Source organism: Sabulibacter ruber, from assembly GCF_017355955.1.
Taxonomy (GTDB): domain Bacteria; phylum Bacteroidota; class Bacteroidia; order Cytophagales; family Hymenobacteraceae; genus Nibribacter; species Nibribacter ruber_A.
Map to the genome: position 1 here is coordinate 707671 of NZ_JAFFID010000001.1, position 15324 is coordinate 722994.

Here is a 15324-nt window from a genome sequence, read left to right on the forward strand (position 1 = left end):
GCCCCGGCTGTTCCAGTCGGGGCTTTTTATTTACTCAGCCATGAAACAGCTTTTTCGATAGACTATAAATCCTGGGAATGAAATCCAGCATGAAGGTGATTCTTGCCTGTTTTTAGGCTCCTTTTCCCATTTTCACCATAAATGAAGTAGAATTGATGTAGTAGGTTATTGAGAATTGACGTAGTAAAGAAGTACTCCTCCTGAACACCAAATCCGGAAAGAAAGGTACTTTCGCAGAGAGAGTAACAGCACCATTTTTCTGTACTTTCGCCAACAAAATCCCCTACTCTCAACAATTCTGTATGGTAAAAAACTACTCACCTTTCAAGCGTAATCATTTCTCTTTCAGGAAGGCACTTGCCCTCTTGTGTGTACTGCTTACCTTTTCCTCATTGTCTGAAGCCCAGACGTTGGTGTGGGAAGAGAATTTTGATGGCACCGCTATCAATCCCAGCTTCTGGAGTTTTGAAGTAGGCGATGGCTGTAACCGTAACCTCTGCGGTTGGGGCAACAATGAACTGCAATACTACACAGACCGCTCTGAGAACGCCCGCATAGAAAACGGCAATCTTGTGATAGAAGCCCGCAAGGAAGCTTACCAAACGAGGCAGTTTACCTCCGCCCGCCTCAAAACCGAAGCAAAACTGCAGTTCAAGTACGGCACCGTTGAAGCCCGCATCAAAATCCCGAATTTGAGCAATGGTTTATGGCCGGCGCTGTGGACCCTGGGCTCGGTAGGTGGCGTGTGGCCGGCAAACGGCGAGATTGATATCCTGGAGATGGGGATCAGGGAAGCGGTTCAGGCCGGCTTGACCAACCGCCGCGTAGGGGCCGCCGTGCACTGGGAGCACAACAATACCCGCGCCGACTACGGCATCCATTTTGACAACCCCACAGACTTAACGGATGATTACCACACCTACAAAATGGTATGGAACAGCCAGGCCATCGGGATCTACATTGACAACCGTGAGTACTTTACCTTTAACATTGCCGGGGCGGCGGGCAGTGACCTGGAGGAGTTCCATAACCCACACTTCCTGCTGCTGAACCTGGCCGTGGGCGGAAATTACACCGGAATCACTACTGTGAACGGCATCACGGCTCCGTTCCCGGCCAAGATGTATGTAGACTACATCAGGCTGTACCAGAACCCCGGTGATGTCTTGTACAAAGCCGAAGACCATGTGATTGCCGCCGGTAACTTCGGGGTGTACACTGAGACCGTTCCTACCATAGCCCGCCTGAACTATGACGGCGGGGCCAACCTGTTTGTCTGGAACGGCTTGGCTGCGCAGACGGCCACTCCCTTTGAAGGCACGGAGGTGCTGTCGTATCAGGCCACCCCTGCCAACTGGTTCGGCTTCGGGACAGACCATCCAGGCAAAAACCTGTCGGCGTACCGGACAAGCGGGTCCTTGAAGTTCCATATGAAGACTTCCTCTACGGCTACGTTCAAAGTGGGCGTGAAGAACGGCACCACTGAGTCGTGGATCAACTTTGAGAACGGGCAGCAGCAGTACGGCTTGGTACGTGACGGGAACTGGCACGAAGTCACCATTCCGCTGAGCAGCTTCAGCAATCCGGCGGTAGATTTCACCAATGTCACTTCTACTTTTATGCTGTCCGCCGATGCGCCTGCCGCCAACGTTGACTTTCAGGTAGACAACATCTACTACACCACCGGTTCTGTTTTCAAAAGTGCGCCATATGTGAGCATAACCGCTCCGGCCGTGAATGCGCCTTTCCAGGGCCCGGCCAACATCACCCTGCAAGCCAACGCCACTGACCCAGACGGCACCATCACCAAAGTGGAATTCTATAACGGCACTACTTTGCTGGGCACGGCTACTACGAGCCCCTATACCTTCAACTGGAACAACGTACCGGTGGGCACCTACGCCATTACCGCCAAAGCCTACGACAACGAGAACCTGACCACCACCTCGTCGGTGCGGGAAGTAGTGGTGAATGCTGTGAGCGCCAGTTCAAACTTTGGAGTATACACCGAAACCACGGTTGTAGGCGAGAAACTGAATTACCCCACCGATGCCAGCCTGTACCTTTGGGAAGGAACCCTTTCGGCCATTACCAACCCCGCTCCTTCGCCTTTTGAGGGCACCGATGTGATCGCCGTGAAAGAAACCGGGGGCAAAGGCTGGTACGGCTTCGGGATTGCGCTTCCTGCTGACCGAAATCTTTCTACTTACGCCATTAACGGGCAGCTTAAATTCCACATGAAGACTACGGCCACCGGCACCTTTAAAGTGGGCATTAAGGGCGGAGCTGTGGAGAGCTGGATTAACATCCCCGAGACGGGTAACCAATATGGGTTGATCCGGGACGGACAGTGGCACCAGGTAACTATCCCCTTCAGCCAGTTCAGAACGGTAGCGGGCTTTGATTTGAGCAAAGTGAATCAGGCGTTTATGTTTGCCTCTGTAACCACTCCCCCGGCCGGGGCTGAGTTTTTCATTGACAACATCTATTACAGTCCCGGACCACTGGGCGTGAAAGAAGACCCGGAACTGAAAGCCAGTGTTACCCTCTACCCTAACCCCACTAACCGGGAGCTGCAATTCGCTTCTGTCAAAAGTTTAAAGGGCAGCACCATCCTCATCACAGATGTAACCGGAAGAGAAGTGCTGAAAACCCAGTTGAAGGGCAACCAGCTAGACGTGCAGCACTTGCCTGCCGGTTTGTACACCCTAACGCTACAGCACAACGGCAAGATCACCCACAAACGCTTTGTAAAAAATTAGACTTTAGGATAAGGATTAGGTAAAAAGGCGGCTCTCATTGGGAGCCGCCTTTTTTTATCTATTATCCAGAAAATAGGTCCAAAACGGTTCAGCGTTGTAGGTGGCCAAACTTAAGGACTTGGTTCTATCTACTTGGAAACAAAATATCCAGAATGTCACGGGTAACGGAGCCTGGCCGGCGTCTTTCTTCTTCTCTCCAGTCATACTCCGCATCATACGCCCGGTCGCCGTGTAAAATAAACGCACCCGGCTCTAAGCGTACGCCCATCAGGTTTCGGCAGTCGGTGGGTGGGGGTTGATGTCCCGGCGGACGATTTGGGTACCAGATGCGGCACTCGCCTGGCGGCGGATAATGCCCCTTAGGCACTCCCTCTAACCTTCTCGGGGCATACACGCCTTTCGGGGGGAACACCACTCGGCCCAGAATATCGCCCAGGGTTCCTGATCTTCTTTCATAACGGTCATTTCCACCTCCCTCACCGTATTCCTTATCCTTGTAGCGTTCTTTGTATTCCTGCTTCCCCTTGTTCTCTTTCTCTTTATACTCCTTTTCCTTTTTGCCTTTCTTACCATTACCCTCCTGGGCGAAGGTTTCGGGCGCGGCAATAAGCAAAAATCCGGCGGCCAGGCATAAAGTGAGTTTCTTCATAGGCATCATGGCGGTATGGGTTTGGTGTACTTATCCGCTTCGGGCAAAGTTCGTACCAACAGAAGACCTGATGCTATTCGGCACCCCTGCTAAGGATTCGTTTTCTGCTTTGTTTTGGCAAAACAGCCTAAGAACGCATAGCTGCTTTAATCCTTCCACCTACCACAACCCAGAAGTAAAACCTCTTCGCTCAGAAACACAACCCGTACCGCTCACTGGATAGTAGATCAGGCATTTCTAACACCCACCGGTAAGTAGCGATCTACATTATAGAACAGAGTTGGAAAGAAAAGCAGTCTCAGAACAGTTCGCTGGCTCAGGAGTAACTGCATGCTCACCATGAACTTGCGTTTGATGATAATTTCCTGCCATTTTTAGAAAAACTCCTCTAAAACAGAGCATCTAAGCTTTTCTTTTTCATAAGGCCAGAATAGAAGCTGATTCAGAAGTTCTGTATATTTCTGCAAGCAATCGCAAAGGGTTACTACACTTATATTACCCTTCTGAAAGATTATAACTCATTGAATTTGTAAATGCATCATGTGGATTTAGAGTTATGGGAAAGGCTGGAGAAATTTGACCTGGATGATCCAACCGCAACCTTCAACTTTTCTGACCGGTTGGCCCGGGAAAACGGCTGGACCAGAGCGTTCGCCTATAAAGTGGTAGATGAATACAAGAAGTTTTTATACCTCTGTTGCATCTCGGATAAACCCGTTACTCCTTCTGACCCCGTTGATCAAGCCTGGCACCTGCACTTGACGTACACCCACTCTTACTGGATAGACCTCTGCCAGAACACGCTTGGCAAATTGCTGCACCATACCCCTACCAAGGGCGGGGAAACAGAAGCCGCTCATTACCAGCAGGGCTATGCCTACACCTATGATTTGTACACCCGTGTATTCGGGCATGTACCACGGGCGGGCGTTTGGGAGGAGAAATCAGAAAGGTTTCAGAAAACGAAGTTTGTGCGGGTAGACACCCATAAATTTCTGCTACTGAATAAACCTCCCAAAGCATTGATTTGGTTTTATGTGCTTTTGGTAGGCATCCTGAACATTATTCTATTCAGGACAAACTACCAGTTAGCAGGTCTTCTACTTTTAATTAATGTAGGTGTTCCCCTGCTGTACTTTTTCATTCGGGACTCTTCAGAGGTGGGGTTCACCGCGGGTGGGTTAACTCTGAGTGCTGGAGCTGGGGCCGGATGCAGCGGCGGGGATGATTCTTCTGACGGCTGCGGCGGGGATGGCGGGTGCGGTGGCTGTGGAGGTTGTGGAGGCGATTGATCTCCGGAGCCATTCCCTAAACCCGTGCCGGTTTACGCAAAACAACCTTGTACTTCTTTCTAACCTGTCTCCAACCCAAGCCTTATTGCAGAAACAAAACCAAACCCCTCCCGTTCTAAAATGTAGATCAATCATTTCTAACACTCAGGTAAGACGCGAGAGGAATTATGGAAAACAGTTGGAAAGAATCGCAACACCAGAATACAACGCTGACCCAGGAGCTGCCCAAGGCACTCTCCAACCCGGCGTATGATATAGCCCAGATCATGGGCGGCATTTACGGCGAAGGCATCATTGCCCTGAAAGGGGCCTTTAGCCGGGAATGGGCGCAGCAGCTGCACGAAGATCTTCTGCGGCTGTACGAGGATGCCCTGCAAAGACCCGGCGGTGCCGTAGGCCGGGGGCCAAAGCGGCATTACGTGGAAATCCATCCTGAAAACATCCGGGGATTCATAGAGCTGGTGACGCACCCCTGGGTGACCACCGTCTGCGAAGCCGTATTAGGCCCCGATTACAAGATTGTGGAAATTGGCTTTGACGTGCCGAATCCCGGAGCCGTGAACCAGCCCTGGCACCGCGACTTTCCTGCCCCGGAAGACACCATCATTGGTCGGCGCATCAACTCCCTGGCCTTTAACCTCACCACCGTAGATGTGTTTGAAGACATGGGCCCATTTGAGATTGCCCCGGGCACCCAGTGGGATCTGCCCACCGATTTTGAGCACGGCATGTTCCCGCCTAAGTCTAACTACCTTCGGTATGAGGCCAGGGCTCAGCGCAAGATGCCCAAGATGGGCGATATTTCGGCCCGTTCTGCCTTAACCATCCACCGCGGTACCGCCAACCACTCAGATAAATCCCGGCCCGCTTTGGTGCTAGGGGTAGACGCTCCCGGCGGCATCAATGCCGAACGCCACGACCTGCAGATTTCCCGCGAGTTTTATGAACAACTTCCCGAATACGTTCGGCAGCACCTCACCTACCGGATGGTAGACAAACTGGAGCCCATTGTGCAGGCACATACCATTGAAGGATTGATGATGGGCGAAGCTTAGAATTTCTGATTTTGGAGTGTTTTCCAGAAAACAGCTCTGAAACAGAACAGGCTCAATAGTTATTTATAAAAGCAAAAGCTCTGCAGTTTCCTGCAGAGCTTTTGCTTTTACCCGTGTTTAGAAAAACTAGCGCATAATCCTGATTCCGCCGCCCCGTCCGCTCATGGGGTTCAGGTGCTTGTTCAGGCTGTAAGTGAACTGCAGCATAAAGTAGCGGCCCAGGGAGTTCAGGGTCTCGCGCTGCACGTAGTTGGCGCCGGTGGTCTGGTTCACGCCCAGGTTCTGGTCCAGCAGGTTCACGGCCGTCAGGCGCAACTCGCCGCTGTTGTTTTTGAGGAACTGCTTCGCAAGGGAGGCATTCAGCAAGGGAATATTCTGCCGGAAACCCAGTTGCGGATTGTTATACACCTGGTAATCCAACACCGAGTTCAGGTGGAACTGTAGTGGCAGGTACAAGTTGGTCTCGGCGGTGTAGTTCTGGTTCACAAACTTCTGGTCTCTGTTTTCCGCCGAGCTATAATCGGTGGTGTTCCAGCTCAGATCTGCCCTTAGGCTGATATCAAACTTCTGATCCAGGCGGTATTCATAGCGCACATTCCCGGCCAGGGTGCGGGTGTCTACGGTGGTGGCCACGTTGTCAATCAGGTTGATGCCGCGCTGTTCCCGCACGTTGGCCCCAACGTTCAGGCGGCTGTGCAGCTTTCTTACCGGGTAGCCCAGGTTCAGGTTCAGGGAAGACATGCGGTTGTACTTCACATTCACCGGCTGGGTGGTGCGCACCAGGTTGGCATCGTAGCGCACCGAGTTGGTGATGGCATCGGTGGTGTAGTTCATGTACCCGAACACAAAGAAATTAATCATAGACGTGGGGTTGAACATGCTGAAGTTAACGCGCATCTGGTGCTGGTAGGCGGGCCGGAGCGCGGGATTTCCCACGTACACGTTCAGTTGGTTGCTGCTATCGGGGAGCGGTTGCAGTTGGCGTACCGAGGGTTCCTGCACCGAGGTTTCGTAGTTCAACTCCACTCTCCGGTTCCCGCTGAACTCGTAATTGAAGCGGGCGCTGGGCAGCACGTTGTTAAAGGATTTGCTTACCGGCATGTTCTCTTTCTGCCGCACGTAGCCCACCAACTCTGAGTGCTGAAACGCCGGCCCGATGGCAAAGCTGAAGGCATCGCGGTTCACTCTGAAGTTCACGCCCGCCCGGTGGTAGCTGAAATTACTGTTGTACTGGTTACTCTGGCTCTGGTTCAGGAACTGCTCCCCGTCTTTCAGGTCAAACACCCGCTGGTCAGATTCATTGTGGTTCTGGCGGTACAGGTACGTGGCTTCCAGGTAGCGGCGGTTGCCCAGGGGCTCGGTGGCGTTCAAAGTACCGCTGTAGCTGTACGTACTGGTCTCGTTCTGCCGTAACTGGTTTATCTCCTGCCGCGGTAAATTGGCGAACTCATTGATGGCCCGTAAGCGGTTCTCGTTGTCATTGGTAGAAAGGCTGCCTTGGGTGGTCAATGAGAGCGTTCGGCCTTTTTTCCGGAATTTGTGCCGGAAAAGCAGGCTGGCGTTCAGGTTCTGGCTGTCGCCGGAAGTGAGGCTATGGTTATCGCTGCTGTTCTGGAAAGCCCCTTCGGCGGTTCTGGTTTCGCTCTGGGTGGTGCCCTCCCCCTGCGTGCGGTTCATGCCCGCGGTGGTAGCCAGTTTGATAGAGTTCGCGGAGTCCAGCTTGTGGTCCAGGGACAGGTTGAGGCGGTGGTTGGTGTTGGTGTTTTCCTGCGTTCCGTTCTGGGTGTAGCGCAGCGCGCCGGTGGGCCGCACCTCATCGCGCTCAAGGGTGTTGCGTACGTCGTGGTTCAGGTGGTTGAGAAAGTAATTGCCGTTGGCTTCGGTGTTCTTGCCCAGTTGCTGGTTGAAGTTCAGGCCCCCACCGTACGTGCTCATGAGGCCGTTGGTGCGGGTGCCGTTGTTCAGCGGGATGCCGTTGTTGCCGCCAATCTCAATCCGGAACGCCCCACCCGAGGCCATCTGCTGCATGCCCCCCGTAAAGGCCATGTACTCCTCAATCCCGAAACCCTGCGTGTTCACATTGTTGCCCATGCCCAAAACCGAGAACTGTTTGCCTTTCTGAAACCGGTTCAGGTTGAATTTGCTCTGGAAGCGCGAATCTGTCCCGGCCCCCACCATGGCGTTGCCAAACATACTGTTCTTGCGGTCCTCCTTCAGTTGCAGGTTAATGGTTTTGGTGCGCTGCCCATCATCAATACCCGAAAACTCCGCCTGGTCCGATTTCTTGTCGTAGACCTGTACCTTACTCACCGCATCGGCGGGCAGGTTTTTGGCCGCAATTTTAGGATCTGAGCCGAAAAACTCTTTTCCGTCTACCGTCAAGCGCCGCACCTTCTCGCCCTGCACGCTTATGGAACCATCGCTCTCCACCTGCACCCCGGGCATTTTCTTGAGGAGTTCTTCCACGGCGGCATTGGGTTGGGTTTTGAAAGAACCGGCGTTAAACTCCAGCGTGTCTTTCTTAATGGTGACCGGGTCCTGCTCGCCTTTCACCAGCACCTCGCCCAACGTATTGGAAGCGGGTTTCAGCTGAATGGAACCTAGTTCAACGGGACCAGTTCCCTCCGGCGCGTCAACGGTTTTAAAGTAAGAGGTAAAGCCCACAAACGAGATTTTGAGCAGGTAAGAGGCCTTGTTCAGGTTTTTGATCTCAAAGGCACCCTGGGCATCGGTGGACCCAAAGGTGACCAGCGTGGAGTCTTTGGGTTGGAGCAGAAGCACGGTGGTAGAGGGCAAAGGACTGCCCTGGTCATCCATCACTTTCCCTTTCACCGAAAACTTTTGGGCATAGGAGATCTGGCCTACCAACAGGCAGGCTATCAGTAGAAGTCTTTTCATAGAAGTAGGCTTGGCGGCAGCTTTTAGTTGCGGATGATCATATTATTGCCGTTCTGGCGCATGCGTTCCATTTGCTCACTCATCATGGCCTGGTACTGCTTCTCGGTAACTTTTTCGCCTTTTACCGGCTCCACAAGCTCCCCCTTTTTCAATGGTCTCAGCTCTACCTGCAGGGCTTTCAGGGTGCGCTCGCCGTTGTTCACGTCAATTTCCAGCACGCCGCCGGGCAGAGAGGCGTACCCTTCTGGTCCTAAGAAAGGTCGCAGTTTATCGGTGTACCAGGCCACCACGGTGCGGTTCCGTTTCTCGTCAAAATAGGTGGCTTGCTTGCAGGTATAGCCCAGAATGGTTTTGGTGCCGTCGGTAAATTTCCAGGGCAAGGTGCTGATGCTGTCCTGCACAATGTACTTTTTGCCGTTGAACTCCCGCAGTGATACCTTCTTGAATTCGGCGGGTAGCAGGTACTGCTCTTCGCTGTTCATTCTAATGCGCATGGTCACGCCCCCACCAGATCCGGCAATGGCCTCCTCCTCTTCGTCTACCATGCGCTTGTACAGCGAGGCCTGTGGATTGAAGTACAAAGCCTGTTTGCTCACGTTGAACTCCGGAATCATGTTCTTCATGGCTTCGCGTTCTTTGGTGAGCGAGCGGTGCAGGTTCATCTTCACTTCATAGACAATCACTCCTTCCTGGGCCCAGGAAAAAGTAGCCAGGCTTAGCAAAAACAAGATCACAAGGGTAGTTTTGAGGGTTTTCATAGGTCGGTTGTTTTTTTGGTAAAGGTAACCGAGGCCCCAACGCGAAGGTGTTAACGCCTACCTAAGGAAAAGTTAAAGTCTTGTTAAAGTCAGATAGGCTACTTTTGTTCGTTTCCTTAACACATGAGGGAAGGAAACCACCGGGGAATTGGGGTGTTTTGAAGCTGTTTTCAGGAAAGCAGCTCAAAATCAAAGAACTAGCTTTCGTCGCCTGAATTCTATCCTGAACTTCCTCCAGAACCTGCGTATATACATTGAATAAATACGGATCTCTGCCACACCACTCTATGAAAAAACTACGGATTCCCGTTGGCCTGCTGTTAGCCTGTTCTCTTCTCTATTCCTGTGATTTAAAAGCCAGAAAAGAAACAAACCAGGAGACTGCTTCCCAAGCAGCCTCGGCGGCAAACAAGGCCAAGCTCCCCCCACCCGATACCACCCAAAACGTCAAGAACTACAGCCGCGTAATTGGCTGGCCCACCGATAAAATGCCCGAGGCTCCCACGGCATTCCGGGTAAATAAGTTTGCGGCCGGTTTGCGCAATCCGCGCTGGATTTACGTGGCCCCCAACGGCGATATTTTTGTCTCAGAGGCGGAAACCGTTAAGCGCGGGAAAGAGCGCCGCGAGGCCCGCAAATCGGGGATGGACAAATCGCAGAACATGAACCGCAGCGCCAACCGCATTACCCTGTTCCGGGATGTGAACCAGGACGGCGTACCCGAGGAAAGGTATACCTTTCTGCAGCGCCAGAACCAACCCTTTGGCATGCTGGTACTCAACAACTACTTCTACGTGGCCAACACCGATGGTCTTTGGCGCTATCCTTACCAGCCCGGCCAGACCCGCCTGAATGGCCGGGGCGAGAAAATCCTGGAACTACCCGCCGGCGGCTACAACAATCACTGGACCCGCAACATCATTGCCAACGCCGATGGCTCTAAGATTTACATAGCGGTGGGCTCGGGCAGCAACAACGGCGAAAACGGCATGGAACACGAGGTGCGGCGTGCCTGTATCCTGGAGATCAACCCAGACGGTTCAGGGGAGCGCATCTACGCCAGCGGCCTGCGCAATCCCGTAGGCATGGACTGGGCTCCCAATGCCAGAACCCTCTGGACCGCCGTGAACGAGCGCGACGAACTAGGCGATGAACTGGTCCCCGATTACCTCACCAGCGTGAAAGAAGGCGGTTTCTACGGCTGGCCGTACGCTTACTTCGGGCAGAACGAAGACCCGCGCATGAAGGGCCAGCGCCCCGACCTGGTTAAAAAGACCCTGGTGCCGGATGTTCCGCTGGGGGCGCATACTGCCTCGTTGGGTTTGGCGTTTTACAAGCGGTCGGCGTTTCCGGGCAAGTACCGGGGCGGCGCTTTCATAGGGCAACACGGCTCCTGGAACAACTCAAAACTAGTGGGCTACAAAGTGGTGTTCGTGCCGTTTGAGAACGGAAAACCCAGCGGCCCGCCTGAGGACTTCCTGACCGGCTTCATCGCCGATGCGGAGAAAAACCAGGTGTACGGGCGCCCGGTAGGAATAGCGGTGCTCCCCGATGGCTCCCTGCTGGTCTCCGATGACGCTGCCAATACCATCTGGCGCGTGGCCGCCAAGTAAGCCTGGAACAAACCCGACCATCATTCCTATTTCTTATGCGTTTTGGGGCCTCTTTGCGTAAAACAAACCAAAATCAACCAGCCTTTCACCCCAACAAGGCCGATTACTTATTTATGAAACAGTTTAGAGCTTTCTTTTTAGTAGCAGTTTTTGTCTGTGGCGGCTTTCTGGCGCAGGCCCAGGTAAAACCGCTTGATGCAGAATTAACCAATTATACTTATCCGTTTCCGGTGGCTTTTCACCCGGTAAAGGTGCAGCAGCAGTCGTTTAAGATGGCGTACATGGATGTGAAGCCGCAGAAAGCCAACGGCAAAACCGTTCTGTTGCTGCACGGCAAGAACTTTAACGGGGCGTACTGGGAACAGACCGCCAGAGACCTGGCCAAGAACGGCTACCGCGTGATCATCCCAGACCAGATTGGGTTTGGCAAATCGTCTAAGCCGCAGAACATCCAGTACTCGTTCCAGATGCTGGCGCAGAACACCAAAGGCCTGTTAGATACTCTGGGCGTGAAGAAAACCGCCGTGCTGGGCCATTCTATGGGCGGCATGCTGGCTACCCGTTTCGCGCTTATGTTCCCGGAAGTTACCGAAAAACTGATCCTGGAGAACCCCATCGGGCTGGAAGACTGGAAACGCTGGGTGCCTTACCAGAGCGTGGAAAAATGGTACGCCGGGGAACTGAAACAGACCCAGGAAGGCATCAAGAAATACCAACTGGACAACTACTACGGCGGCCAGTGGAAACCCGAGTACGACCCATGGGTGAACCTGCTGGCCGGCTGGACCGTGGGCCCCGATTACCCGAAAATTGCTTGGAACGCCGCCCTTACCTATGACATGATCTTCACCCAGCCGGTGGTGTATGAGTTTGACCAACTCAAAATGCCTGCCCTGCTCCTCATTGGGCAGCGGGACCGTACCGCTTTGGGTAAAGCCAATGCCCCGGCGGCCGCGCGCGAGAAACTGGGCAACTACCCGGCCCTGGGCAAAGAAACCGCCAAGAAGATCCCCAATGCCAACCTGGTGGAGCTGGACAACGTGGGTCACTTGCCCCACATTGAAGCCTATGACCGGTTCATCCAGCCGCTGTTGTCTTTCCTGAAATCCTGAGGAACGAACTGGTATAAACCCACCTCCCCTTCTGGATAAACCCTGAAAATCTGTTTACAGGCTGATTTTGTGAAATTGGCCTGTAAACAGATTTTTTGTTTGCGCCGTTAAACCAAGCTGGGTCAGCGCAGTCTAAGCTGAAACCACACGTGCAAATGAAAAAAACATCTTTACTCTTTTTCTATTTCTTCACGCTTTCTTTTCTGGGATATAGCCAGGCTACCTCCATCAGGGGGCAGGCCGTAGGCGGCGGTTCTCCGCTGATCGCGGCTACCGTGGCGCTCCTGAATGCGCAGGACTCCTCGGTGTACAAAGGCGCCGCCACCGATGTGGAAGGTAGATTTGAGATAGCCGGGGTACGGAACGGGCGCTTTGTCTTGAAGATCTCCTACCTGGGCTTCTCCGATTTATACCGCCCCATTACCGCCACCGGCGAACCCATCAACCTGGGCACCCTGACCCTGGGCCAGGGCGCTACCCAACTGCGGGAAGTGGAAGTGGTGGGCCGCGCCGCTACCGTGATCCAGAAACAAGACACCTCAGAAATGAACGCGGCCGCCTACAAAGTAAACCGCGACGCCAACGCCGAGAACCTGATCCAGAAGATGCCGGGCATTACCATCCAGAACGGACAGGTGCAGGCCCAGGGCGAGCGCGTGCAGCGGGTTTTGGTAGATGGCAAGGAGTTCTTCGGCGAAGACCCTAATGCTGTTTTAAGAAACCTTCCGGCCGAGGTGATCTCTAAAATCCAGGTGTACGACCGCCAGAGCGACCAGGCCCAGTTTACAGGCTTTTCTGACGGAAACGAGCAGAAAACGATCAACATCGTGACTAAGCCCGAGTTCAGAACCGGCCAGTTCGGGCGGTTCAGCGCGGGCGTGGGCACCGATAACCGCTACCGGTTAAGCGGCAACATGAACCAGTTTGAGGGTGACCGTCGCATCTCCATTGTGGGCCTGAGCAACAACGTGAACGAGCAGAACTTCTCCTCTGAAGACCTGGTGGGCGTAGCCAGTGCCTCTAACCGGGGTGGCGGCGGAAACCGCGGTGGTGGCGGAGGTGGTCCTCGCGGCGGCGGCGGACCCGGCGGTGGTGGCTGGGGCGGTGGCAACAACACCGGCGATTTCCTGGTGAACACCAGCAACGGTATTGCTACTACCAACGCCATCGGGTTGAATTACCTGGATAAGTGGGGCAAAAAAGTAGACGTACAAGGCAGCTACTTCTTCAACCACTCCAACAATGACTATAACTACAGTGCGTTCCGGCAATTCGGGATTGATACCGAGGATGCCTATGACGTGCGCGAGAACGGGAACTCAGACGCTAAAAACCAGAACCACCGTCTGAACCTGCGCCTCACCTATACCATTGACAGCGCCAACTCCATCATCATCCGTCCGCGGTTGAGCATTCAGCAGAACGATGGCTCCAGCTTGACTAATTCGCGCTTATCTGTTGGTCCGGCTACCCAAACCGACCGGATGCTGATCAACAACTTTGACAACATCTTCAACTCAGAACTGTCTGGGCTGAACTTCAACAACAGCATTCTGTACCGCCACGCGTTTGCTAAGCGGGGCCGCACGTTCAGCATTGACATCAACAACGGGTACAACCAGAACAAAGGCGACAGCCGTTCTGATATTTCCTACCTGCGTGACCTGGTGAACGAGGGCGATGATTCCTTGGTGTTCCTTTCCTCTAACCTGGACAACAGAGGCTATTCGATGGGCGCAAACCTCAACTATACCGAGCCGCTTACCAAAAACACCCAGTTGCAACTAACCTACGGCACCAACTACAGCAATTCAGACGGTGACAGACGTACGTACCAGTTCCGCCCGGTAACCGAGTTATATGACAGCCTGGTGACCAACCAATCCAGCACGGTGGAGTCTTCTACCAAAACCCAGGAGTTTGGCGGAGGCTGGCGGTATAACACTAAAGACTTCCAGCTGATGCTGAGCGCCCGTTACCAGTGGCTACAATTCTCTACTGATCAGCTGTACCCTTCGCCTATTGATACCACCCGCAACTACCACAATGTATTGCCGTTTGCCATGTTGCGTTACAACTTCAACCAGGACCGCAACATTAGGGTGTTCTACATGGGCCGTTCGCAGACGCCATCGGTGGAGCAATTGCAAAGCGCGGTGGACTTTTCTAACCCAACCTTGCTGAGCCAGGGCAACCCCAACTTAGGCCAGAGCTTTAACAATAACCTTAACATCAGGTATTCTGCCGCTAACCCGGGAAGGTCTTCTTCTTTCTTTGCCGTGCTGGGTGGTTCCTTTGCCCAGGACTTCATTGGGACCAGCACCATCCGGAACACCACGCCAGACACCAACGGACCTGACGTAGAAGATGAACCGATTGTAACCCCTACCGGGGTGCGCCTGGCCGCCGGGCAGCAATTGTCTAGACCGGTGAACTTAGACGGGCAGTACTCGCTTCGTTCGTTCTTCAACTATGGGTTGCCCATTCCGTTCATCAAGTCTAACCTGAACCTGAACGCCAACGCCACCTACACCAATACCCCGTCTTTGTACGCTGACTTCAGCACCGGTTACCAGTTCGTGAAAAACAATACCAAATCCACCAACCTGGGCGGCGGGGTTGTGATCAGCAGCAACATCAGCGAGAACCTGGACTTTCTGGTGTCTACCAACGCCAGCTACAACAACGTAGAATACCAGTTCCTGACCCGTCAGAACAACAACTACTACAACCAGAGCAGCCTGGTGCGGGTGAACTGGATTATCTGGAAAGGCCTGACCATTACGTCTGAACTCAATCACCAATACAATGGCGGTTTATCTGCAGGCATTGATCCAACCTATATGCTGTGGAATGGCAGCATTGGGTACAAGTTCATGAAAGACCGCCAGGCCGAGATCCGTTTGTCAGGCTTTGACTTGTTGGGCGAGAACACCAGCATTCAGCGGAACGTGACCAACGCCTACATTGAAGACATCCAGACCACCGTGTTGCAACGCTACTTCATGCTGAGCTTCAATTACAACCTGCGCATGTTTGGCGCTGGTCGGGGCGGTAACATCCCTCCTGCCCGTCCGGGCGGTTTCCCGGGTGGCGGATACCCAGGCGGTGGCCGTAACTAATCTTTAGCCTAATACATTACCCTTGCGTTTCGGGCCTCTTTTCCAGGAAAGAGGCCCGAAACT

9 protein-coding genes are annotated in these 15324 nt (G+C 53.4%); 6 read left to right on the top strand and 3 right to left on the bottom strand.

Going from position 1 to position 15324, the window contains the following annotated elements; genetic code table 11:
* Nucleotides 1–302 precede the first annotated feature (302 nt).
* Nucleotides 303–2762, top strand: a complete 2460-nt coding sequence (locus JT719_RS03020; RefSeq protein ID WP_207430936.1) for an Ig-like domain-containing protein — start codon at nt 303–305, stop codon at nt 2760–2762.
* A 124-nt stretch (nt 2763–2886) separates the two neighbouring features.
* Here the strand turns inward: JT719_RS03020 and JT719_RS03025 are convergent, their stop codons facing one another.
* Entirely contained in the window at nt 2887–3411 is a 525-nt protein-coding gene (locus JT719_RS03025) for a hypothetical protein (RefSeq protein WP_207430937.1), read from the bottom strand.
* Nucleotides 3412–3953: 542 nt separating this feature from the next.
* Between JT719_RS03025 and JT719_RS03030 the strand changes: the two genes are divergently transcribed.
* The gene (locus JT719_RS03030; protein ID WP_207430938.1) at nt 3954–4703 is read left to right on the top strand and encodes a glycine-rich domain-containing protein; all 750 of its coding nucleotides are present in this window, start codon (nt 3954–3956) and stop codon (nt 4701–4703) included.
* A gap of 167 nt (nt 4704–4870) precedes the next feature.
* Nucleotides 4871–5758 (top strand): phytanoyl-CoA dioxygenase family protein, encoded by an 888-nt coding sequence (locus tag JT719_RS03035; RefSeq protein WP_207430943.1) that lies wholly within the window; start codon nt 4871–4873, stop codon nt 5756–5758.
* 126 nt (nt 5759–5884) lie between these two features.
* Here JT719_RS03035 and JT719_RS03040 read toward each other — a convergent pair whose 3' ends face one another.
* A complete protein-coding gene (locus JT719_RS03040; protein ID WP_207430944.1) occupies nt 5885–8656 on the bottom strand; it encodes an outer membrane beta-barrel protein in 2772 nt (923 codons plus the stop codon).
* A gap of 23 nt (nt 8657–8679) precedes the next feature.
* Nucleotides 8680–9414: a GLPGLI family protein gene (locus tag JT719_RS03045; RefSeq protein WP_207430945.1), complete on the bottom strand. Its 735-nt coding sequence runs from the start codon at nt 9412–9414 to the stop codon at nt 8680–8682.
* A 287-nt stretch (nt 9415–9701) separates the two neighbouring features.
* Between JT719_RS03045 and JT719_RS03050 the strand changes: the two genes are divergently transcribed.
* From JT719_RS03050 to JT719_RS03060, 3 genes are all read left to right on the top strand, one after another.
* Nucleotides 9702–11027 (top strand): PQQ-dependent sugar dehydrogenase, encoded by a 1326-nt coding sequence (locus JT719_RS03050; RefSeq protein WP_207430946.1) that lies wholly within the window; start codon nt 9702–9704, stop codon nt 11025–11027.
* Nucleotides 11028–11140: 113 nt separating this feature from the next.
* Nucleotides 11141–12139 (top strand): alpha/beta fold hydrolase, encoded by a 999-nt coding sequence (locus JT719_RS03055; protein WP_207430947.1) that lies wholly within the window; start codon nt 11141–11143, stop codon nt 12137–12139.
* Between the two features lie 155 nt (nt 12140–12294).
* Nucleotides 12295–15261 (top strand): outer membrane beta-barrel protein, encoded by a 2967-nt coding sequence (locus tag JT719_RS03060; RefSeq protein ID WP_207430949.1) that lies wholly within the window; start codon nt 12295–12297, stop codon nt 15259–15261.
* Nucleotides 15262–15324: the final 63 nt, after the last annotated feature.